Genomic DNA, 20,486 nt, shown 5'->3' with positions numbered 1-20,486 from the left:
TCACCCTTCCCATCGCTATCGCGATGGGCCCCTTCCCTCTCCCATTGGGAGAGGGAGGGAGGCGCGAAGCGCCGGAAGGGTGAGGGTGAATGGCGAAATCAGCCCTGGTCGGCGCGTGCTGCACCTTCGCCGTCGAGGTTCTGAGCAACGAAGTCCCAGTTCGCCAGCTTGGTCAGCACCGTGTCGACGAACGACGGGCGGGCGTTGCGGTAGTCGATATAATAGGCGTGTTCCCACACGTCGATCGTGAACAGCGGCTTCACACCGTGCGCGACCGGGGAGTCGCCGTCGTGGAACGACGTCACCTTCAGCGTGTCGCCATCGAGCACCAGCCAGCCCCAGCCGCTGGCGAAATGGCCGACGGATTCAGCCTTCAGCTTTTCGATCAGCGCTTCATGGCTGCCGAAATCACGGGTGATCATCTCGGCCAGCTTGCCGGTGGGCGCCGCATAGTTGGGCGTCAGGCACTGCCAGAAGAAGCTGTGATTCCAGATCTGCGAGCTGTTGTTGAACAGGCCCTTGTTGCCCTTTTCCTTGGCATACTGGATCACCTGGGTCAGCTTGGCACCGGCGAGTTCGGGAATGTCGGCAACCAGCTTGTTGCAGTTGTCGACATAGGCCTTGTGGTGCTTGCCGTGGTGGAAGTCGAACGTCTCGGCCGACATGTGCGGCGCGAGTGCATCCTTGGCATAGGGCAGTTCTGGCAGTTCGAAGGCCATGTCATCCTCCTGGTTGGGATTGGAAACCGTTCCGGTCGCTCGCCTAACGCACGGGACGCGCCGACGCCGCAACATTTTTTGTTTCGGACGTGATCGAATATGCCGATCTATGCGCCCGCGCTGAGCAGATCATGCCGCCGAAGCGCGTGGCGCAACTGGTCATAGGTGAGGCCAAGCGCCTCCGCGGTCGCCCGCTGATTGTAGCGATGCTCGGCAAGCGCGCCGGCGAGCAATTGCCGCTCGAACCGCGCCACGCGCGTCTTGAAGTCGCCGCCGTTGTCGATCGGTTCGGCGGGCGCGGGTAGCGGCGAAGGCTCGAGCGCGGGCGCGGGCTTCTCCACCGGCCCGCTTGCCGAACTGGCCATGGGTTTCGGCCGGAAGGGCGAGGCGAAGGGATCGATCTCGATCGCGTCGATCGGCCCTTCGCGCTCCCAGCGATAGACCGCCCGCTCGACGACGTTGCGCAGTTCGCGGACATTGCCCGGCCAGTCATAGGTCAGCAGCGCGTCCAGCGCGTGCGGGCCCCAGCCGGGCCAGTCGCCGCGGCCCAGCTCCGCCGCCATGCGCCGACCGTAAAAGTCTGCCAGCACCTCGACATCGCCCTTGCGTACGCGGAGCGGCGGCAGCGTCACCACCTCGAAGCTCAGCCGGTCGAGCAGGTCGGCGCGGAAGGTGCCCTTTTCCACGCGGTCGGGCAGATGTTCGTTGGTGGCGGCGACGATCCGCACATCCACCCGCATCGGCCGCGACGAACCGATCCGGGTCACTTCGCCATATTCCACCGCGCGCAGCAGCCGCTCCTGCGCACCCATCGACAGCGTGCCCAGCTCGTCGAGGAACAGCGTGCCGCCATCGGCCTCCTCGAACCGCCCCACCCGCGCCTTGGTGGCACCGGTAAAGGCACCCGCCTCATGGCCGAACAGCTCCGCTTCGATCAGCGTTTCGGGCAGTGCCGCGCAGTTCATCGTGACGAGCGGCTGGTCCCATCGTCCGCTCAGCCGGTGGAGGCGCTCTGCCACCAGTTCCTTGCCGGTACCACGCTCGCCGATCACCAGCACCGGGCGGTCGAGTGCGGCGGCGCGACTGGCGCGTTCCAGCGCGTCGAGAAAGACGGATGACTGGCCAATGACCTGGGTAACGCGCTCCATTCCCCAAGCTTGGCGAATTTTCCCAACAATTGGCAAGGGAAATTTCCCAACTCTGCGCCATCACCGGCAAAAAGGCACGGAAATCCACCGTTTTCGCGACTTGGCACGCTCCCTGCAAAGCTGTGGGCAAGCCCGGCGACGGGCACCGAAACAACGCTTCAAGGAATGCCACCATGCACTATCAGGTCATCAAGCTTCGCAACGTCTTCGTCGCGGTAAGCTTCGCCTTTCTCGCCAGCGCGGTCTTCATGGCCGGCGCAGTCGGCCCCGCGGTCGCCTGAGGCACACGAGGTCTCCCCAGCCCGCTGCTTCCCTCGGCGGGCCGGGTATCGCCGGAGGGGGATCTTCCCTTCCCCCTCCGGCGGACACCAGATTACGAAGGAGAGTTCAAATGGGCATCTTTTCGCGAACCCGCGATATCATCGCCGCCAACGTCACCGACCTGCTCGACAAGGCGGAAGACCCCGCCAAGATGATCCGCATGATCATCCTCGAGATGGAGGAAACGCTGGTCGAAGTTCGCGCCAGCGCCGCGCGCACCATCGCCGACCAGAAGGAAATGCGCCGTCACATCGCCAAGCTGGAAAAGCTGCAGGAAAGCTGGACCGAAAAGGCCGAGCTGGCGCTTTCCAAGGACCGCGAAGACCTGGCCAAGGCCGCACTGGTCGAAAAGCAGAAGGCCGCCGACATGTGCGACCAGCTGCATCAGGAAATCGCCGTGCTCGACGATGCGCTGAAGGCCTCGGAAGAGGACATCAACAAGCTGCAGAACAAGCTGCGCGAGGCCCGTGTCCGCCAGAACTCGATCGTCGCCCGCCTGGAAAGCGCGAACAACCGCGCCCGCTTGCGGGAAATGACCAACGGCGCGAAGATGCAGGATGCCTTCTCGCGCTTCGACATCCTCGAACGCCGCGTCGATCTGGCCGAAGGCCGCGCCGATGCGATGGGCCTGGGTGGCGCGCCGAAGACGCTGGAAGAAGAAATCGCCGAGCTCCGTTCGTCGGAGAAGGTCGATGCCGAACTCGAAGCGCTGAAGGCCCGGCTGAACAAGGGAGCGTGAGGCGATGGAGGACGTACTGATCCCGGTGCTCGTCTGCGGGATGCTCTTCATCGGGTTGCCGTGGCTGGTCTTCCACTATGTCACCAAGTGGAAACAGGCCGGCACGATCACCCGGGAAGACGAAAATCTGCTCGACGACCTCTATCGCACGGCGCGGATGCTGGAAGACCGGCTGAACACGGTCGAGCGGATCATCGCCGCCGACAACCCCGATTATCGCCCGCTCTCGGCCCAGCGCCCCGAGCCCGGCCCTTATGATCCTTCACGGAGGAACTGAGATGTCCGCTCGCACCAAATTCTACCTGGACAAGCAGAACGGCAAGTTTCTGGGCGTCTGCGCCGGGATCGCGGATTATACCGGGATCGACGTGACCTGGGTTCGGGTGGCCACCGTGCTGCTCACCTTCGCCACCGGCTGGGCCGCGCTCGGCTATTTCGTGATCGCCTGGATCGCCAATCCGAAGCCGGCCGGCCTGTACGACACGCCCGAAGACGAACGCTTCTGGCAGGGCGTACGCTCCAGCCCCAAACGGTCCACGGCGGAAGTCCGCTCCAAGTTCCGCGACATCGATCGTCGGCTGGCCGATATCGAGATGTACTATACGAGCCGCAACACCCGGCTCGCCGACGAAATCGACAGCCTGCGCTGAGGCGAAGGGCTGCAACAGGGAGGCAAGACGATGGACCTGGGGATTTTGGTACCCATTACCGCAATCGCCGTCGGCCCCACGGCCTGGGCAGTTTCGGTCTGGGCACGCACGAAGCACGGTTACCCCATCCGCGAACGCAACGGTGAAATCACCACGCGCGGGGATATGGAGAGCGACCGCAAGATCGAACTGCTCGCTGCCGAAAATGCGCGCCTGACCGGCCAGGTCAGCCGCCTCGAAGACCGGATTGCGGTGCTCGAACGGATCGCCACCGATCCCGCCGAGCGCACCGCCCGCGCCATCGACGCGCTGCGCTGAACCGGGAGAGACAAGATGATCGAAATTACCCTCGCCCCTTTCCTCCCCTGGATCATCCTCAGCGGCATTGCGCTGGGGTTCATGGGGGTCGGTGGGTGGCTGTTCACCACCTGGCTCCGCGTCAAGAACGGCTATCCGCTGGAAAACAGCTGGGGCAAGGCCGTCTACCCGCAGCGCAACGATGAGGCGATCGAGCGGATCAAGCTGCTCAGCCAGGAAAATGCGCAACTGCGCGCCGAACTCGGCTCGATGAAGGACCGGCTGGCCAATGTCGAACGGATCGTAACCGACAGCGCCCACCAGCTCGACCGCGACATCGAAGCGTTGCGCAGCAAGACGAACTGAAAGGAACGACCATGATTTCGCCGCTCCTCATCCCGATCCTTGGCATCAGCTGCGGCCTCGTGGCCATCATCGGCGGCGTGTTCGTGAAACCCTTTCTGAAGCTGCGCGAACGCCGGATGGAAATGGAAGCAGGCATGGCCGCGGAAAAGGCCGCCCAATATGCGGCGCAGATCCAGCGGCTGGAACAACGGGTACAGGTTCTCGAACGGATCATCACCGATCGTGGTGCGGGTCTGGCAGAAGAAATCGAACGACTGCGCGATGCACCGCTGAACTAGGGCGGATCGCGCCTAACCAGAAGGAATATTTCGATGATTATCGTTCTCGCAGTGCTGACGGCACTGTGCGGGGGAGCTATTTACCTCGCCGAAAGCCGTGATCGTCCCCGTCGCCGCGCTATCCGCGCCGCCGAGGCATCGCAGAATAACTGAGCGCCAAGAGCGCAGAAGAGGGGAGTTGAACAATGGCTTGGTCGGAAATGATCGTAGCGATCATCCTGATTGTAACGGTCGGCAGGGTCATTCAGGCGCGCTACGGCGTGCAACGGGTACGCGGCCGCCATGCCCCGGCGGAGCCGGACGCGGTCCAGGTGGCGGAAAACGCCCGCCTCCGCGACGAGATCCGCCAGCTCAAGGACCGCGTGCAGGTGCTCGAGCGCGTCATCACCGACAATGAAACCAGCCTGCGGCTCGACCATGAGATCGAGAAGCTGCGCGACAAGAACCGCATCTGATTATGACGGGAGCAGGAATCATGACCAGCGATCCCCAACTCTATCTGACCATGGCGGTATCGGGCCTCGCCGGCCTCGCGATGCTCACCGCCGCGGGTCTCTCCGGCTGGCGCGGCTGGCTGGCACTCAAGCACCGCGAACTGGTGGAGCGCAGCCGCGGTTCGGAACCGCAGCCCGCCCTGCCTACCGCCGCCTCGCGCATCGAAATTGCGGACCTCAAGGAACGCATTCGCAAGCTGGAGGCGATCGCGGCGGGTGTCGATCTGTGAATTCCGCCGATCGCCCCGCGAGCGGCCAGCAGAACCAGCCGGCCGCGGCCCCTGCCGCCGAACGCAGCCCCCGCCCCCGGCTGGGCCTGCGCTTCGGCGGCACGCAGGCGAAGTGACGCGGCGACTGGAAATGCCGCCGCTTTGGCTCTAGCGCGAACGGCATGACGAGCATTGCCGATCTTCAGGAAGAATATGGGTTTCTCGATGCAGACGACCGCTATCGGCTGCTGATCGATCTGGGCCGCGGGCTGGAAGACATGCCCGATGCCCTGAAGACCGACGCCACGCTGGTGCGCGGCTGCTCGGCCTCCGTCTGGGTCTATCCCACCCGTACCGACGATGGCCGGCTGCATTTCCTGGCCGACTCCAACGCCGCGATCACCAAGGGCATCATCGCGCTGGTATTGCTGACCGTGCAGGACCGGACACCCGCCGAAATCGCCGCGACCGACATCGAGGCAGCGCTCGCGCCGTTCGACCTGAAGAACCAGCTCAGCTCGAACCGCACCCAGGGCATTCCCAACATGATCGCACTGATCCGCGACACGGCAGCACGCCTGCACGACTGATACCTAGTTGCGTTGATAAGAACCCATCGCTGTTTCACCAAGCGTCACCCCGGCGAAAGCCGGGGTCCATCGGGGTCTCGCTATCGGCTCTTGCTGAGAAGGAGAGGCAAATGGATCCCGGCTTCCGCCGGGCTGACGGAGAAAAGCGGGATGAGTCGCCACCCATGCACCTTGGTATGAAATCCCGTCCCAGGCCGGCAGCAGGGCGACCGCCTATAGGGGGCAGGAAAGCAGCGCCCCTACTACAGGCTGCGTTGACGTGGACTCACCCGTGTATCGCAATCCTTTCCACCAGCCGTCACCCCAGCGCAGGCTGGGGTCTTCGGGGGGCTGGGCGATACCGGAAAAGCGCACCTGCGGAAGATGCCAGCTTGCGCTGGCATGACGATGGGGATGGGGCACCATCCACGCAGTTTTGTAAATACCCTCGTCACCCCCAGCGCCTTGTTCCAGCGGGAGATGCCCCATCAGCCCCGCTGCAACGCGAAACTGCCTTTCAGCCCCGTTCCTTCCGCCGAAGGTGCAACCCACACGTCGAATGTGCCGGGCTCCACGGTCGGCTTTTCTTCCAGCCCGATGAATTCGAGCTGCGCCCGCTTCAACCGGAACGTCACGCGCTCTGAAGCCCCCGGCGCCAGCGTCAGCTTGCGGAACGCCTTCAACTCCCGCACCGGCCGGGTCACGCTGGCGGTACGGTCGTGGATGTAAAGCTGCACCACTTCGTCCGCCGCGCGGGTGCCGCGGTTGGTCACAGTCGCGCTGACCACCACTTCGCCGTCCCACGCCATCGCCGGCGTTACCTGCAGATCGGCATAGTCGATCTTGCCATAGGTCAGGCCGTGCCCGAACGGGAACAGCGCCGAGTTCGGCACGCCGCGATAATGCGTCTTGTACGGCTCCAGCTTGTCGTCGGAGGGGTTCGGCCGTCCCGAATTCTTGTGCGCATAATAATAGGGTTGCTGCCCCGGCGCGCGCGGGAAGCTGCACGGCAGGCGGCCGGAAGGACCATGGTCGCCGAACAGCACGTCCGCGATGGCATTGCCGGTCTCGCTGCCCAGGAACCAGGTGACGAGGATCGCCGGCGCATCCAGCACCGCGCCTTTCAGCGCCAGCGCGCGACCGTTCTTCAGCAATACGACAACGGGCTTGCCGGTAGCGGCCACCGCCTCGGCCAGCGCCTGTTGCGGCGCCGGCAGCACGATGTCCGCACGCGACTGCGCCTCGCCGGACATGCCCTGCGATTCACCCACCGCCAGCAGCACAACATCGGCAGCCTTGGCCGCCGCCACCGCGGCGTCGATCCCACCCGGAATCGGCGTCTCAAAGTCCGATCCCGGCGTTACCGTGACCAGCGCCGGATCCTTCACCGCTGCCTTCACGCCAGCGGCAAGATCGACCGACTGTTGATCGTCACCATAAATGACCCACGGGCCGACCAGATCATGCGCGCCTGCCGCGAACGGACCGATGATCGCAATCCGCTTGCCCGCCTTGGGCAAGGGCAACAGATCGCCTTCGTTCTTCAGGAGCACGATGGACTTGCGCCCGGATTCCCGCGCCAGATCGATCGCCGCCCTGGTGCGGGTCCGCGCCTTTTCGCGCTTCGGGTCGATGCGCCGGAACGGATCGTCGAACAGGCCCAGAGCGGCCTTCGCAGCCAGCACGCGCCGCACCGATGCATCGAGCAGCGCCATCGGCACTTCGCCCTTTTCGACCAGATCGGGCAGGTGATCGCGATAGAAGCCGCTGGTCATGCTCATGTCGACGCCGGCGAGGAAGGCGATCTTGGCCGCATCGCGCGCATCAGCGGCAAAGCCATGCGCGATCATCTCCATATCGCCGGTATAGTCGGACACGACAAAGCCGTCGAAATGCCACTCGTCGCGCAACACGGTGCGCATCAGCCAGGGATTGCCGGTCGAAGGAACGCCCGAAATTTCGTTGAACGAGGCCATGAACGACCCCACCCCGGCATCGACCGCCGCCTTGAACGGCGGCAGATATACTTCGCGCAGCGTCCGCTCCGACACGTCGACGGTGTTGTAATCCAGACCGCCCTCGCCCGCACCATAGGCCGCGAAGTGCTTGGCGCAGGCCAGTACCGCGTCCGAAGCCTTCAGATCCTTGCCCTGGAATCCGCGCACGCGCGCGGCGGCGAAAATCTCGCCGACCAGAATGTCCTCGCCCGCGCCTTCGACGCCGCGCCCCCAGCGCTGGTCGCGCGCGATGTCGACCATGGGCGCGAAGGTCCAATCGATCCCGGCCGCAGCGGCTTCAAATGCGGCCATCCGCGCAGTGCGCTCGGCCAGGTCGGGTTCGAAGCTGGCGGCCTCACCCAGCGGCACCGGGAAGATGGTGCGGTGGCCGTGGATCACGTCCCCGGCAAAGATCAGCGGCACCTTGAGGCGCGACTGCATCGCCGCGCTCTGCATCCGCCGGGCCATCTCCGCGCCATTGCCGTTGAACACGCCGGTGATGCGGCCCTGCCGGACTTCCTCGAGCTGCGCATCGAAGCTCGGCCCGGCGGTGGGCGGGTTCAGCGCGGTCGCCGCGCCGCCGCCCCAGGCACTCGGCATCAGCGTCAACTGCCCCGCCTTTTCGGCGAGCGTCATGCGGGAAACCAGCGAATCGACAAAGGCAGGCACCGGCAGTGCACCCGCGCGCCACAGCATCGCGCGCGCCGGACTGTGCATCCAGGCAGCGATCGCCCCCGCGCCGAGCAGCGCGGCACGCCGCGAAATCCTGGTATCGACCATCCTGTTCAACCCTCTCCGTCCCGCCAGTGCCTTACCCCGGCGCTGGTTTGCTCTCTCCCGGCCGTGGCTTTCGCCAGGCCTGCGTAACCGGTTACATAGCCGCGGGGGTACAGGGATTGCAATCGCCGATGCGGCCTGAAACAGTCGATCGCGCGCGTATCGGGGGGAGTAAGTACATCATGGGCGAAGCCACGATTCGGGATGTCGCCAGCCTCGCCCAGGTTTCGGTTGCCACGGTCTCCCGGGCTTTGAATGGCCTGGACAATGTGCACCCGGATACCCGCGATCGCATCCTCGCGGCAGCGGCGACGCTCGGCTATGTGCCGCATGCTGCGGCGCGCAGCCTCAGCATGGCGCGCGCCAACGCGATCGGCGTGGTGCTGCCCGATCTGCATGGCGAATTCTTCTCGGAATGCGTGCGCGGCATGGATCGCGAAGCCAGTCGACACGGCTATCTGCTGTTGCTTTCCAACATGCATGACGACCGCGATCAGGCGATGAGTGCCATACGCGCCATGCGCGGCCGCGTCGACGGGCTGCTGGTCATGGCGCCGCGCCTGTCGCTCGAGGTGCTGGCCCAGGCGTTGCCCCCAACCCAGCCTGTCGTGTTGATGAACTGCACGGCGGCGCCGCCGGGGCGGACCAGCTTCCGGCTGGATAACAGCGGCGGGGCCGAGGCCGTGGTCGCGCACCTGGCTGCGCGAGGCTATCGTCACATCCTCCATATTGCGGGGCCGATCGGCAATGTGGACGCGCGCGAGCGCTCCGAGGGCTATTGCCGGGCGATGGAACAGTATCTGCCGGGCATCGAACCGCGCATTCTCCAGGGCGACTTCAACGAGGACAGCGGCGAGGAAGCGGCCCGGGACATCCTCTCCCGCAACCTCCCCTGCGATGCGATTTTCGCTGCCAACGACATGATGGCGCTGGGCTGCATGCATGGGTTGCGTGGCGCCGGGCTGGCCGTGCCGGGCGACATTGCGATCGCCGGTTTCGATGACGTGCCGCTGGCCCGCTATCTCGACCTCACCACCGTGCAGGTACGGATCGCCGAGATGGGCGCCCGCGCGGTGGGCCGCCTGATCGATCAGCTGGAGGGGGAACGAGCCGCCCCCGAAACGATCCGGATCGCGCCCGATCTGGTCGTCCGCAGCACAACGCCCCTGCGAACCGATGCGGCGGCCCTGCATGCCCGACCGACGGAATAAGGTTGCCCCGCATTTCCCCTTATTTGTTTAAGGTCCGAAATGGCCCCATCTCTCAGACATGGTGCGGCCGGTAACCAGGCCGGGCACTTCGGGATGGGGGCAAAACCGGCGGGTGCGACAAAAACCTCTCCAAACACGAGTAACTTTCCTTTCAATCAAAAGGACTAGCTGATGGTGGGCAGGCTTTTTCCCGGATTGGATCGCAATGGTTAGCCCCCATCGATCACCGCGGGCGGACGGCAGCATTGTTGCGATTCACGGATCAATATCTTGCAAAGGATCGCCGCCCTCCTGTACGGCCGCCTCTCGACCGTCCCCGGCCGGGCGGTGCGGAATTGCCGATGAGGTTCACGCCGGGTTCATTTGAAAAGGCATGATTTTGCCGGAAAAAAGATCGATGGCAGATCCGCGATTTCTTATTTCGGGCACGTGACAACCTTTTAGCAAATCGAACGTTGCCAAGGGTCTACAAGGGGAAAAGGCCGCATATGAAATTGCTCGCTGAGGCTGAGCCGCTGGAAAGTGAAGCGGTGGTGCTGCGTGGACGCGAGGTGGTGCGTATCGAGCGGGAGGCGCTTGGACGGCTCGAGGAATGCCTCGACGAGAGCTTTGTCGCCGCATGCTCCCTTATCCTGAACGCGACGCGTCAGATCGTCATCACCGGCATGGGAAAATCGGGTCATGTTGCCCGTAAGATAGCGGCCACCTTTGCAGCTACCGGCACCCCGGCGATCTATGTCCATCCCAGCGAGGCCGGTCACGGCGATCTGGGGATGCTCGCGCGCGGCGACGTGCTGCTGGTGCTTTCCAACTCCGGCGCCACGCCTGAACTGCGGCCGATCATCCAATATGCCAAGCGAACTGGAATTCCCGTCATCGGTGTCGCATCTCGCAAGAAGTCGATCGTGATGGATCAGGCCGAAGTCGGCATTCTTCTTCCCGACGTGCGTGAGGCCTGCTCCGCCAATGTCGCCCCCACCGCGTCGACCGCGATGCAGCTTGCGTTGGGCGATGCGCTGGCGATGACGGTGATGGACATGCGCGGCGTGTCGAAAAATCACCTCCGCAAGCTGCATCCGGCCGGCAATATCGGCCTGGCGCTAACCCCGGTTTCGGACATCATGCACGGGCCGGACGAAATGCCCCTGGTCGACATGCGTGCGCGCATGCCGGAGGTAATTTCTGTGATGACGTCGGGCCGCTTCGGCCTGGCCGGCGTCATCGATGGCACCGGAGCATTGCTGGGCATCATCACCGACGGCGACTTGCGGCGCCATTTCGACGTACTCGCAACGGCCTGCGCGCACGAGGTGATGACGCGGGGGCCCAAGGTAATCGTCGGCGAGATTGCAGCGGCGGACGCGCTCTTGTTCCTCAACGAAAACGTCATCACCGCCGCCTTCGTCGTCGATGACCCGACCGTAAGCCAGCCCCGTCCCGTCGGCATCGTCCATATCCACGACCTGCTTCGTCACGGCCTGAGCTGATCGGGTCATGACCGATTTCGCTGTTATCATCCCGGCGCGGTTCGCGTCGCAACGCTATCCGGGCAAACCGCTGGCGCTGCTTCGTGGCGCCGACGGCGAGCCGCGCAGCCTGATCCAGCGCACCTGGGAAGCTGCCCGGACCATCACCACGACGGACCATGTCTGGGTCGCCACTGACGATGCACGGATTGCCGAGGCCGTTCAGGTCTTTGACGGCCAGGTGGTGATGACACCTGCCGAATGCCGCAACGGCACCGAACGTTGCGCTGCGGCGCTGGATATTCTGGGCGACGTCGCCCCCGTGATTGTCAACCTCCAGGGCGATGCGCCGCTGACGCCAGCCTTTGTCGTTAATGATCTGGTCGCCGCGCTGGCCAGCGATGCCGATGCGGCAATGGCGACACCGGCGGTACGCTGTTCCCCAACGCTGTACCGCCATCTCGTCACCGATCAGGCTGAAGGCCGCGTTGGCGGCACCACGGTCGTGTTCAACCACGAGCGCCGCGCCCTGTATTTCTCGAAGCGCGTGCTCCCCTATGTCGATGCCGAAGTGGCCGATGCGCATCGGCATGTGCACTTGCATCTTGGAGTCTACGCGTATCGCCCGGCCGCCCTGCGGGCCTATGCGGCCACCCCGCCGTCGCCGCTCGAGGCGCTGGAAGGGCTCGAACAACTGCGTTTCCTCGATACGGACGCGCCGATCCGCATGGTGCCGTTCGAACCGCTCGACTGGGATTGCATAGAACTCAACAATCCTGAAGACGTCCCCGCTATCGAAGCGGTTTTACGCGAAAGGGGAATGCGCTAGGCGCGCCCGATGCACAGCTCCGTTACCCTGGAAGCAGGTATTCGCTTCGCCAATGACGCGCCTTTGGCACTGGTCGGCGGCATGAATGTCATCGAGGATCGTGAAACCTTGCATGAGGTTGCGGCGCATATGGTGCGGGTGACAAACGCGCTTGGCATTCCCTATGTTTTCAAGGCCAGTTTCGACAAGGCCAACCGTTCCTCCGTTCATTCCTTTCGTGGGCCAGGCTTGGGGGAAGGATTGAAGGCCCTTGCCGAGATCAAGGAGCGGTTCGGCGTCCCCATTCTGACCGATGTGCACGAACCCGATCAGGCAGCACCTGCTGCAGAAGTCGCCGACATTCTGCAATTGCCTGCCTTTCTGGCGCGCCAGACGGATCTGGTGCTGGCGCTGGCGCGCACCGGCCGGGTCATCAACGTCAAGAAGCCGCAGTTCCTTGCACCGCAGGAAATGCGCCATATCCTCACCAAATTCCATGAGGCAGGCAACGACCGCATCCTGTTGTGCGAGCGCGGCACCAGCTTCGGCTACAACAATCTGGTCGTCGACATGCTGGGCATCGACCTGATGAAGCCGATGGCGCCGGTGCTGTTCGACGTTACGCATGCGTTGCAAAAACCCGGTGCCCGCCCCGACAGCGCCGACGGGCGCGGCGAGCAGGCGGCGGCGCTAGCCCGCGCCGGCGTGGCGGTCGGCATTGCCGGCTTGTTTCTGGAAGCCCATCCCGATCCCGCCAAGGCCAAGTGCGACGGCCCCAGCGCGCTGCCGCTGGCCGAGCTGGAGCCGTTCTTGCGCCAGCTTTTGGCCATCGACACAGCCGTCAAGGCCTGACCCGTGGCGGCACCGCCTGCCCTCCCTTTCCTGCGCATCCCGCCCTTCCCAGGGCATCGCGCTGCTCCCCTCGCTCGCCCCGGAACGACGACGGTGGACGCGGAGCAGATTGCGGACGCGCTGGTGCAAGAGCGAGTCGGCGGCAGCTTCTGGGGTGCCCAACCGGACTTGCCCGCAGGCTGTACCCTGTTGCTAGCCCCAGACAGCAATGCTCAGCTTCACGAAATGCTGGCTGCTGCCAAAACGGAACAGCCTATTCTCCTCGCAGCAAAGGGCATTCGCGCGCCATCGGGCATCCCTAGCATCGGCGGCGATGTCGATCCGTGGCACCTCGCGAACGCAGCGCCCGCGATCTGGGCTGGCGCGGGCCAGGAACTCGCGCTGATAGTGGCGCTCGCCGGCAAGGCGGTGCGCGTGTTCGGGGAAGGCGCCTTTTCCGGTTGCGATACCGACCCCGCCGCAACACTCGCTCGCGTCGTAGGAGCCTGCCGCTACGCCGACCCGTTTCACGACAACGAATGGTCCGTCGCAGCGGCAATCGCCCAACTTGGGGCGTGGCGCCGCCTGATCGACAGCAATCGCAGCGTCGACACAGTATATGGCGTCGCCGGCTGGAAGCGCATTACGCTGGATCCTCTGCTCTGGAACGGGCAAGGACCAGTCCCGCATCGCCGCACCCAAATCGGAAGTAAGGCGCCGCCACGCAACGCTTTGGCGTGGAAATCGCGCACTTCACCGGACCTGCTGAACGCGCTTGAAATTCGACAGGTACCGCTCGGCGAGATCGAGGACGGTTTCATCCGCTCGGTGGGCCTTGGTGCAAATTGCGTTCCGCCGCTTTCGGCCATTGTTGACCATGCCGGCGTCTATTTCGACCCGGCGAAGCCGAGCGATCTAGAAAATATATTGCAATATAGCGAAATTGACGACGACCTTTGCCGGCGGGCGCGCGGGCTTCGCGAGCAAATCGTTTCGGGCGCAATAAGCAAGTACGCCCAGGGCACTGTGACATTTGAACGACAGGTTAACAAAAAAAGACAGATTCTTGTCACCGGCCAGGTCGAAGATGACCGCTCGATTCTTAGCGGCGGCGGAAATGTAAGCAATATACGCCTTCTTTCGCAGGTGCGACATCTAGAAGGCGACGCTTGGATCATCTATAAGCCGCATCCGGATGTGGAAGCAGGTCACCGCAAGGGCCATGTGCCAGAAGTCGAAGCGCTTCGTTTTGCCGATGAGGTTCAGCGTGATGTTCCCATCACCGCGCTCATCGACGCCGTTGACGCGGTCCATGTCATCACCTCGCTCGCCGGATTCGAGTCTCTCTTGCGGGGAAAGCCTGTGACCACGCATGGCGTACCCTTCTATGCGGGCTGGGGCCTGACGCGCGACTTGGGCCAGGTGCCGGCACGCCGCACCCGACGACGCTCGCTCGAAGAGTTAGTGGCAGCCACCTTGCTGCTCTATCCCCGCTATATTGATCCGGTGACGCACCTTCCCTGCCCCGCCGAAATCCTGGTTGAACGCATGGCTGCGGGTGCAGCTGCAATTTCCTCGCCACTGGTGCGCCTGCGCACCTGGCAAGGCCGGCTCAACGCGCTCCTGCACCGTTCGGTGAACCGATAATGCTGCATACGCCGCAAACTTTCCGTCGCGAGTTTCTGTTCCTCCAGGGGCCACCGGGACCGTTCTTCCGGGCACTGGCGACGGCGCTTCGCGAACGCGGCGTAGGCGTGCACCGCATCCACCTGTGTGGCGGCGACCGGTATGACTGGCCCGGCGAAGGGATCGACTACCGCGGCCCCATGGGCAAATGGCCGATCTTTTTCGACCGGTTCGTGCGCAACCATGGGATCACCGATCTTGTCCTGTTCGGCGATTGCCGGCCGATGCACAAGACTGCCGTTCGGCTCGCACAGCTGCGCGGCATCCACATCCATGTGTTCGAAGAGGGCTATATCCGGCCCGATTGGATGACGCTGGAACGCGACGGCGTGAACGGCCATTCGCCGATGGAACGCGATCCGGAAGTGATCCGGGCCATGGCGCGATGGCTGCCGGACGTGCCGAAGCTCCCTCCCATCACGGCAGACTTCAAACGCCGCGCCCGCGATAGCTATTGGCATTATCACTATGTGGTGACGGGCAAGCTACGCTTCCCCTACTATTCCAGCCACCGCCAGGGATCGCTGATGCTCGACGGCATCGGCTGGGCTTTCAAATTCCTGCGTCGCGGGCTCCGGGAGCGGCAGGCCAAGGCGACATTGGCAGCCATCGCGAACCGCAACTACTTCCTGTTCCCGCTGCAGCTTACGGGCGATTACCAGATCCGGGCGCATTCCCCCTTCGGATCGATGGCTGTCGCGGTTGAATATGTGCTTGAGAGCTTCGCCCATTTCGCGCCCGAGGACGCAATTCTGGTCGTGAAGGAGCACCCCCTCGACAGCTCCTATCGGAGCTGGCGCGCGCGCATTGTACGGATGGCGCGGCGGCTCGGCATCGCCGATCGCGTACTGCACATCGATGGCGGCGACCTTGTCAGCCTCGCCAAAGACGCCCTGGGTATGGTGTGCGTCAACTCCACGTCCGGAACCCTCGCACTCGAAGTGGGCACGCCGGTAGTGGTGCTGGGAGAGGCCGTATATGACGTGCGCGGCGTTACCCATCAGGCCGGGCTGGACAGCTTCTGGCAGTGGCCCGAAAAGCCCGACCTTGAACTATATGCGGCGTTCAAGCGCATGCTGCACGCGAAATGCTTGGTCCGCGGTGGCCTTGCCAGTCAGTCGGGCGTCGAGATTCTTGTTCGCAACAGCGTTGACCGGCTGCTGTCCGAAGATGAGGGCGCGCTGAGCCGGCGGGCCGCGATGCTCGCCCAGATTGGGGCGGTCAGGGCGAGGGAATAAGACCTGCGTCAATGAGCTTCCCGCGCGCGCGAAGGTAGCGAAAGAGGCGATTTACCAAAGGGTTGGACCAGCCACAATTGGTAGCGAAATCGCGTTGCAATGTGTCGTGGTGGATTTGATGAGCGGCCGGCGTCATCAATAGCCCGATACGGCGCATGCCGCGGATATACCAAGGGTTGTTGCGGCGATGGAGCTCGCCGTGGAAATACTGTGCAAAGCCACCCCCGATCAGGAACGCGGCCAGCCCCGCCATCATCCAGCCGGGCACCAGATCGAACCCGCCGGCGATGTTGCCGACGATCGACAGCGGCAAGGCCGCGATGATGACCGTCGATCCGATCAGCCGCCACAGGGGCCGGCGCCCCAGCGCGTCGGGCCGGGGATGGTGGTTCTTGAAGTCATAGGAGATGCGCTCGAACGGCCCGATACTCGCCATGCGCGCGCGGAACATCGCCAGATATTCGTCCGACTCGCGCGAGCCTTCGTAGAAGAACAGGTCGCTCAACCGCTTGCCGGGCGTGCACGGGCGGTAATCCATGTACATATGGATCAGCCCCGACATCAGATCGGCGAGATACCAGGCGAGCAGCATCGCCGGGATCGCCAGCCAATGCGGGTGTCGCAGGGCAAACCAGGCATTTGCCGCAACCGACAGCAGAAATACCGTCAGGATCGCGCGCTGGCGAAGCATCGTGCCACTCCTCGTCCGAAGCCGGCGGCAGCCCGGCCGACACTATAGCCCGCTGCCTCACTCGCTCAAGCGATGCTTGTCAAGCCGCCGGCAATGCCGCATGGCCGCGCCTCAATGTCCACCCGCCCCTTCCTGTTCGACGTCAGCCGGCTGATCTGGCGGATCTGGAGCGGCCGATTACCCACCGGAATCGACCGCGTCTGCCTGGCCTATATGGAGCATTACGGCCCGCGTGCGCTGGCGTTTGTGCAACGCGGTGAGCACCGGATCGTCCTGAATGCGCGTTCGAGCGACCGCCTGTTCGCGCTGCTGGCAGCCGGCCCGAACGGATTTCGCCCCCGGTTCCTGCGGCTTATGGCCGGCGCGCTGCTGCAACGGCAGCCGAAGCTGAAGCCGGGCATGCTCTATCTCAACATCGGCCATACAGGCCTCAACGCAGCCGGACTTCCCGCCTGGCTGCATCGGCACGCACTGCGCCCGATCTACCTGATCCACGATCTGATTCCGATCACCCACCCGCAATATTGCCGCCCGGGCGAAGCGGAACGCCATGCCGACCGGATGCGTAATGTGCTGGCCAGCGCCGCAGGCATTATCGGCAATTCCGCAGCGACACTGGACGCACTGGCAGCGTTTGCACGGGCAAACGGATATCCGGCGCCGCCACCTGCCGTCACTGCCTGGCTGGCAGCGAGCCACCCCGCCGAACCCGCGCCGGTCGACCGGCCGCAGAACCCCTATTTCGTCGTGATCGGTACGATCGAAGCGCGCAAGAACCACCTGCTGCTGTTGCGTCTTTGGGAAAAGCTGGTCGACGAGCGCGGGGCCGAGGCGCCGGTGCTGCTGCTGATCGGCCAGCGCGGCTGGGAAGCGAACGACGTGTTCGCGATACTCGACCATGCCAGCCCGGCGATGAAGCGGCATGTCATCGAACTCGGGCGGTGCAGCGACGGTGAAATGGTCGGCTATCTGGATGGCGCCCGCGCGCTGCTTATGCCCAGCTTCGTCGAAGGCTTCGGCCTGCCGGTGATCGAGGCATTGCAACGCCGGATACCGGTGATCGCCAGCGACCTGCCCGTCTATCGCGAGATCGCCGGGGAGATACCGCTCTATCTGGGTGCAGACGATCTGCCTGCCTGGGAACATGCGGTGCTGGACTATTGCACCGATTCCCCCGGACGGGCCCGGCAGATTGCGGCCGCGGCGGACTTTCACGAACACGAATGGCCGGAGCATTTCGCCATCGTCGACACCTGGCTCGCCGAACACTTCCCGGGCGCTTAAGGACGGTACCGGAACCTGTATTCCTGCTAGCAATCTCCGGGCCAAATGCTTATGTACCGCTCGTTATGAAAACCGCAGCCTGTACCGTGTCGAAGGGCCGCCCCCGTGAGTTTGACGTCGACGAGGCGTTAACCGCTGCGCTCCGCGTATTCTGGAGCAAGGGCTATGAAGGCGCCTCGCTGACCGACCTTACCGAGGCAATGGGCATCACCCGGCCCAGCCTCTATGCCGCCTTCGGCAACAAGGAAGCCTTGTTTTGCAAGGCGCTGGACCTCTATGAGCGCGAGAAGCTCTGTTATATTGGCCGCGCGCTCCAAGCGCCCACAGCACGCGGCGTTGCCGAAAATCTGCTCCGCGGCGCGCTGGAGCGGCAACGCGACAGCAGTGACCCCAAGGGCTGCATGGGCGTTATCAACTCGGTCGCCTGTGGCGTCGAAGCCGAGTCGATCCGCGAGGAAGTGCTCAAGCGTGGCGAATCCGCCAAACGCGCGCTCGTAGCCCGCTTCGAGCGGGCCAAAGCCGAAGGCGATCTGCCAGACCATATCGATGCGGAGGGCCTGACGGCTTATCTGGTCGCGCTGATGCAGGGAATCGCGCTGCAGGGCGGTGCCGGTACCTGCTGCGGCGAGTTGGAGCGGCTTGTGCAAACCAGCCTTTCCCTCTGGCCGACCCGGTAAACTGCGCAAACACGCAATTAAAACGGGCTCTTGCGCACAAAAATACCGCCCGGTATAAAAAAGACCGTTGACGCGCCGCAGCACGACTTATATACCAATCGGTACGAAACATGCGCCGAAGGAGACAGTCGCATGGCAAGGTCAGCTTTCAGTCCGGAGTTTGTCTGTCGCTAGGCTGCGGGTGAGCCCCACCCCTAGCCCGCGGTAAACGCCCGCAACCATTTCCACGCAGTCGCACGACGCTGCATTCGCAGCGGTGGCGTCGTGCGCCCTGAAGACACCGAACCGGCAACCGCAGGCGACAGGCGCCGCGCGGAAGGGCGGAGCTTTGCTCCCCGCCGGCACCAACAGAGGGAGAACGATCATGGCCTATCTTGATCTCACCGAAATGCAGCACAACGCCGTGGTGCTGCCGATCGTCGCCCGCGTCGAGACCGCTGACGAGGGCAAACTCTCCGCGCTCGAATGGCAGGTGGTGGCGATTGCCCAGCATGATCGCCTGTCGTCGCTCGAAGCGCCGAGCCGCCTGTCGATTGCGCTTGGCGTGATTTTCGGGGGTGAGCGGCCCAATCCGCGGCTCGCGGACCCGAGGCTCGAAGCGCTTCGCCGCGTGGCGGTGATTGCCTGGCATCGCGGCTATCGCGTGCCGCAATCCGAAATCCGCGCCTTTCATGAGGCGGGCTACTCACCCGCCCAGCTCGAGACGCTGCTTGCCAGCATCAGCCGCGGTCGCGCGGCACTGAATCAGGGGAAGTTTCATGAACATGCACGCGCCCATTGAGGGCGATACCGCGGCACGCCGCCGCACCACCCGGCTGCAAGGCTGGCAAAAGGCCGCGCTGGTCGCCGTGCCGCTGGGCGCCGTCGCGATCGGCTTCGGCATCAGCGGTCGCAACACGCCTGCCCATGCCGCGCCGCCGCCGCCCGTCGTCACCGTAGCCACGCCACTGGCCCGTGAAGTGAATGAATGGGATGATTATGTCGGCCGCTTCGAGGCGAGCCGCACGGTGGAAGTGCGCCCGCGCGTCTCGGGCGCTGTGACGGCCATCCACTTCAAGGACGGCGCCGTGGTGAAGCAGGGCCAGCTTCTCTTCACCATCGATCCCCGCCCCTTCACCGCAGCTCTGGCCGAGGCCAAGGCCGGACTGGCCAGCGCCCAGAGCGATCTGGCGCTGGCTCGTTCCGACCTCGACCGCGCGCAGCGGCTGGTAAGTGTCGAGGCCGTTTCGAAGAGCGATGTCGAGCGGCTGCAGGCCCGCGTCCGCGCCGCGACTGCGGCGGTGGCGGCAGCACAGGCACGGGTTCGCGCCCGGGCGCTCGATGTCGAATTCACCCAGGTGCGCGCGCCGATTTCGGGCCGCATCTCCGACCGTCGCGTCGACCCGGGCAATCTGGTTGCCGCCGGTGAAGGCCAGGGCGGCACGTTGCTGACCACGATCAACGCGCTCGACCCGATCTATTTCACTTTCGACGGATCGGAGGCGCTGTTCCTCAAGGCCAAGCGCGCTGCGGGATCGGCGGCCAGCCCCGTAGAAATCCGGCTGCAGGACGAAACCGATTATCGCTGGCAGGGGCATATCGACTTCACCGATAACGGGCTGGACCCCAAGTCGGGTACGATCCGCGGCCGTGCGGTGCTGTCGAACCCCGACATGTTCCTGACGCCGGGGATGTTCGGCAACATGCGGCTGGCAGCCGGCGGCAAGGCCCGCGCGCTGCTGGTGCCCGACGCTGCCGTGCAGACGGACCAGGCACGCAAGCTGGTGATGACGGTCAATGCGGACGGAACGGTGGTGCCCAAGCCGGTGGTGCTCGGTCCGGTCGTTGACGGGCTGCGCATCGTCCGCTCCGGCATCGGCCCGAACGACCGCGTGGTCATCGCCGGGACGCAAATGGCACAGCCCGGCGCCAAGGTGCAGCCGAAGCCCGGCAGCATCACGCCGACCGCTTCGTCCGGCACCCCCGTGGTTTCCGCTCCGGTTACGGGCCAGGCAACCTTCGCCCGCTGACCGAACTGCCGCCGGGCTCCC

The 20,486-nt window shown here is 64.4% G+C and carries 23 protein-coding genes; 19 read left to right on the top strand and 4 right to left on the bottom strand.

Annotation, left to right across the window (positions count from 1 at the left end; all coding sequences use genetic code 11):
- Positions 1-98: 98 nt before the first annotated feature.
- Both ACT53K_RS04375 and pspF read right to left on the bottom strand, forming a co-directional pair.
- A complete protein-coding gene (locus tag ACT53K_RS04375) occupies positions 99-719 on the bottom strand; it encodes a superoxide dismutase (protein ID WP_476227338.1) in 621 nt (206 codons plus the stop codon).
- 107 nt (positions 720-826) lie between these two features.
- Complete coding sequence (gene pspF / locus ACT53K_RS04370; protein WP_476227337.1) at positions 827-1,867, bottom strand: phage shock protein operon transcriptional activator; 1,041 nt, start codon at positions 1,865-1,867, stop codon at positions 827-829.
- 391 nt (positions 1,868-2,258) lie between these two features.
- Here pspF and pspA point away from each other — a divergent pair, with 391 nt between their 5' ends.
- The 9 genes from pspA to ACT53K_RS04325 all read left to right on the top strand — a co-directional run bounded on the left by pspA (position 2,259) and on the right by ACT53K_RS04325 (position 5,811).
- Positions 2,259-2,927 carry a phage shock protein PspA gene (pspA, locus tag ACT53K_RS04365; protein WP_476227336.1) on the top strand — a complete coding sequence of 223 codons (669 nt, stop codon included), beginning with the start codon at positions 2,259-2,261 and terminating at the stop codon, positions 2,925-2,927.
- A gap of 4 nt (positions 2,928-2,931) precedes the next feature.
- Positions 2,932-3,204 (top strand): envelope stress response membrane protein PspB, encoded by a 273-nt coding sequence (gene pspB / locus ACT53K_RS04360; RefSeq protein ID WP_476227335.1) that lies wholly within the window; start codon positions 2,932-2,934, stop codon positions 3,202-3,204.
- A 1-nt stretch (position 3,205) separates the two neighbouring features.
- Positions 3,206-3,577 (top strand): envelope stress response membrane protein PspC, encoded by a 372-nt coding sequence (gene pspC, locus ACT53K_RS04355; RefSeq protein ID WP_476227334.1) that lies wholly within the window; start codon positions 3,206-3,208, stop codon positions 3,575-3,577.
- A gap of 30 nt (positions 3,578-3,607) precedes the next feature.
- Positions 3,608-3,895, top strand: a complete 288-nt coding sequence (locus ACT53K_RS04350; RefSeq protein ID WP_476227333.1) for a hypothetical protein — start codon at positions 3,608-3,610, stop codon at positions 3,893-3,895.
- A gap of 15 nt (positions 3,896-3,910) precedes the next feature.
- A complete protein-coding gene (locus ACT53K_RS04345; RefSeq protein WP_476227332.1) occupies positions 3,911-4,240 on the top strand; it encodes a hypothetical protein in 330 nt (109 codons plus the stop codon).
- 11 nt (positions 4,241-4,251) lie between these two features.
- Entirely contained in the window at positions 4,252-4,518 is a 267-nt protein-coding gene (locus ACT53K_RS04340) for a hypothetical protein (RefSeq protein WP_476227331.1), read from the top strand.
- Between the two features lie 185 nt (positions 4,519-4,703).
- Positions 4,704-4,973, top strand: coding sequence for a hypothetical protein (locus ACT53K_RS04335; protein WP_476227330.1), 270 nt, complete (start codon positions 4,704-4,706; stop codon positions 4,971-4,973).
- 20 nt (positions 4,974-4,993) lie between these two features.
- Positions 4,994-5,242 (top strand): hypothetical protein, encoded by a 249-nt coding sequence (locus ACT53K_RS04330; protein ID WP_476227329.1) that lies wholly within the window; start codon positions 4,994-4,996, stop codon positions 5,240-5,242.
- Between the two features lie 161 nt (positions 5,243-5,403).
- Entirely contained in the window at positions 5,404-5,811 is a 408-nt protein-coding gene (locus ACT53K_RS04325) for a SufE family protein (protein ID WP_476227328.1), read from the top strand.
- Between the two features lie 467 nt (positions 5,812-6,278).
- Here the strand turns inward: ACT53K_RS04325 and ACT53K_RS04320 are convergent, their stop codons facing one another.
- Positions 6,279-8,567 carry a glycoside hydrolase family 3 N-terminal domain-containing protein gene (locus tag ACT53K_RS04320; RefSeq protein WP_476227327.1) on the bottom strand — a complete coding sequence of 763 codons (2,289 nt, stop codon included), beginning with the start codon at positions 8,565-8,567 and terminating at the stop codon, positions 6,279-6,281.
- Between the two features lie 179 nt (positions 8,568-8,746).
- On the opposite strand from ACT53K_RS04320, the gene ACT53K_RS04315 reads away from it, so the two are divergent.
- The 6 genes from ACT53K_RS04315 to ACT53K_RS04290 all read left to right on the top strand — a co-directional run bounded on the left by ACT53K_RS04315 (position 8,747) and on the right by ACT53K_RS04290 (position 15,804).
- On the top strand, positions 8,747-9,775 hold the full coding sequence (locus ACT53K_RS04315) for a LacI family DNA-binding transcriptional regulator (protein ID WP_476227326.1): 1,029 nt from the start codon (positions 8,747-8,749) through the stop codon (positions 9,773-9,775).
- A gap of 494 nt (positions 9,776-10,269) precedes the next feature.
- Entirely contained in the window at positions 10,270-11,262 is a 993-nt protein-coding gene (locus ACT53K_RS04310) for a KpsF/GutQ family sugar-phosphate isomerase (protein WP_476227325.1), read from the top strand.
- A 7-nt stretch (positions 11,263-11,269) separates the two neighbouring features.
- Positions 11,270-12,070, top strand: coding sequence for a 3-deoxy-manno-octulosonate cytidylyltransferase (locus ACT53K_RS04305; RefSeq protein ID WP_476227324.1), 801 nt, complete (start codon positions 11,270-11,272; stop codon positions 12,068-12,070).
- Between the two features lie 9 nt (positions 12,071-12,079).
- A complete protein-coding gene (gene kdsA, locus ACT53K_RS04300; RefSeq protein ID WP_476227323.1) occupies positions 12,080-12,901 on the top strand; it encodes a 3-deoxy-8-phosphooctulonate synthase in 822 nt (273 codons plus the stop codon).
- A gap of 93 nt (positions 12,902-12,994) precedes the next feature.
- A complete protein-coding gene (locus ACT53K_RS04295; protein WP_476227322.1) occupies positions 12,995-14,527 on the top strand; it encodes a capsular polysaccharide export protein, LipB/KpsS family in 1,533 nt (510 codons plus the stop codon).
- Positions 14,527-15,804, top strand: coding sequence for a capsule biosynthesis protein (locus ACT53K_RS04290; protein ID WP_476227321.1), 1,278 nt, complete (start codon positions 14,527-14,529; stop codon positions 15,802-15,804). The genes ACT53K_RS04295 and ACT53K_RS04290 overlap by 1 nt, the downstream gene beginning before the upstream one ends.
- Here the strand turns inward: ACT53K_RS04290 and ACT53K_RS04285 are convergent.
- Complete coding sequence (locus ACT53K_RS04285) at positions 15,788-16,495, bottom strand: fatty acid desaturase CarF family protein (RefSeq protein ID WP_476227320.1); 708 nt, start codon at positions 16,493-16,495, stop codon at positions 15,788-15,790. The two genes, ACT53K_RS04290 and ACT53K_RS04285, sit on opposite strands and share 17 nt — an antisense overlap.
- Before the next feature lie 114 nt (positions 16,496-16,609).
- Here ACT53K_RS04285 and ACT53K_RS04280 point away from each other — a divergent pair, with 114 nt between their 5' ends.
- From ACT53K_RS04280 to ACT53K_RS04265, 4 genes are all read left to right on the top strand, one after another.
- Positions 16,610-17,779 carry a glycosyltransferase family 4 protein gene (locus ACT53K_RS04280; protein WP_476227319.1) on the top strand — a complete coding sequence of 390 codons (1,170 nt, stop codon included), beginning with the start codon at positions 16,610-16,612 and terminating at the stop codon, positions 17,777-17,779.
- Positions 17,780-17,844: 65 nt separating this feature from the next.
- A complete protein-coding gene (locus ACT53K_RS04275; RefSeq protein ID WP_476227318.1) occupies positions 17,845-18,456 on the top strand; it encodes a TetR/AcrR family transcriptional regulator in 612 nt (203 codons plus the stop codon).
- A 364-nt stretch (positions 18,457-18,820) separates the two neighbouring features.
- On the top strand, positions 18,821-19,237 hold the full coding sequence (locus tag ACT53K_RS04270; protein ID WP_476227317.1) for a hypothetical protein: 417 nt from the start codon (positions 18,821-18,823) through the stop codon (positions 19,235-19,237).
- A complete protein-coding gene (locus tag ACT53K_RS04265) occupies positions 19,215-20,465 on the top strand; it encodes an efflux RND transporter periplasmic adaptor subunit (RefSeq protein WP_476227316.1) in 1,251 nt (416 codons plus the stop codon). Before ACT53K_RS04270 ends, ACT53K_RS04265 begins: the two co-directional genes overlap by 23 nt.
- The last annotated feature ends 21 nt before the right edge of the window (positions 20,466-20,486 follow it).

It is taken from the genome of Sphingomonas sp. DMC8 (assembly GCF_056314185.1).
Note: the sequence above shows the minus strand (reverse complement) of the source record. Positions and strands in the feature narration are given on the sequence as shown.

Bases quoted from the DNA above. Each gene is read 5' to 3' on its own strand.
- ACT53K_RS04375 (WP_476227338.1), bottom strand. From the start codon at position 719: ATGGCCTTCGAACTGCCAGAACTGCCCTATGCCAAGGATGCACTCGCG.
- pspF (WP_476227337.1), bottom strand. From the start codon at position 1,867: ATGGAGCGCGTTACCCAGGTCATTGGCCAGTCATCCGTCTTTCTCGAC.
- pspA (WP_476227336.1), top strand. From the start codon at position 2,259: ATGGGCATCTTTTCGCGAACCCGCGATATCATCGCCGCCAACGTCACC.
- pspB (WP_476227335.1), top strand. From the start codon at position 2,932: ATGGAGGACGTACTGATCCCGGTGCTCGTCTGCGGGATGCTCTTCATC.
- pspC (WP_476227334.1), top strand. From the start codon at position 3,206: ATGTCCGCTCGCACCAAATTCTACCTGGACAAGCAGAACGGCAAGTTT.
- ACT53K_RS04350 (WP_476227333.1), top strand. From the start codon at position 3,608: ATGGACCTGGGGATTTTGGTACCCATTACCGCAATCGCCGTCGGCCCC.
- ACT53K_RS04345 (WP_476227332.1), top strand. From the start codon at position 3,911: ATGATCGAAATTACCCTCGCCCCTTTCCTCCCCTGGATCATCCTCAGC.
- ACT53K_RS04340 (WP_476227331.1), top strand. From the start codon at position 4,252: ATGATTTCGCCGCTCCTCATCCCGATCCTTGGCATCAGCTGCGGCCTC.
- ACT53K_RS04335 (WP_476227330.1), top strand. From the start codon at position 4,704: ATGGCTTGGTCGGAAATGATCGTAGCGATCATCCTGATTGTAACGGTC.
- ACT53K_RS04330 (WP_476227329.1), top strand. From the start codon at position 4,994: ATGACCAGCGATCCCCAACTCTATCTGACCATGGCGGTATCGGGCCTC.
- ACT53K_RS04325 (WP_476227328.1), top strand. From the start codon at position 5,404: ATGACGAGCATTGCCGATCTTCAGGAAGAATATGGGTTTCTCGATGCA.
- ACT53K_RS04320 (WP_476227327.1), bottom strand. From the start codon at position 8,567: ATGGTCGATACCAGGATTTCGCGGCGTGCCGCGCTGCTCGGCGCGGGG.
- ACT53K_RS04315 (WP_476227326.1), top strand. From the start codon at position 8,747: ATGGGCGAAGCCACGATTCGGGATGTCGCCAGCCTCGCCCAGGTTTCG.
- ACT53K_RS04305 (WP_476227324.1), top strand. From the start codon at position 11,270: ATGACCGATTTCGCTGTTATCATCCCGGCGCGGTTCGCGTCGCAACGC.
- kdsA (WP_476227323.1), top strand. From the start codon at position 12,080: ATGCACAGCTCCGTTACCCTGGAAGCAGGTATTCGCTTCGCCAATGAC.
- ACT53K_RS04290 (WP_476227321.1), top strand. From the start codon at position 14,527: ATGCTGCATACGCCGCAAACTTTCCGTCGCGAGTTTCTGTTCCTCCAG.
- ACT53K_RS04285 (WP_476227320.1), bottom strand. From the start codon at position 16,495: ATGCTTCGCCAGCGCGCGATCCTGACGGTATTTCTGCTGTCGGTTGCG.
- ACT53K_RS04280 (WP_476227319.1), top strand. From the start codon at position 16,610: ATGTCCACCCGCCCCTTCCTGTTCGACGTCAGCCGGCTGATCTGGCGG.
- ACT53K_RS04275 (WP_476227318.1), top strand. From the start codon at position 17,845: ATGAAAACCGCAGCCTGTACCGTGTCGAAGGGCCGCCCCCGTGAGTTT.
- ACT53K_RS04270 (WP_476227317.1), top strand. From the start codon at position 18,821: ATGGCCTATCTTGATCTCACCGAAATGCAGCACAACGCCGTGGTGCTG.
- ACT53K_RS04265 (WP_476227316.1), top strand. From the start codon at position 19,215: ATGAACATGCACGCGCCCATTGAGGGCGATACCGCGGCACGCCGCCGC.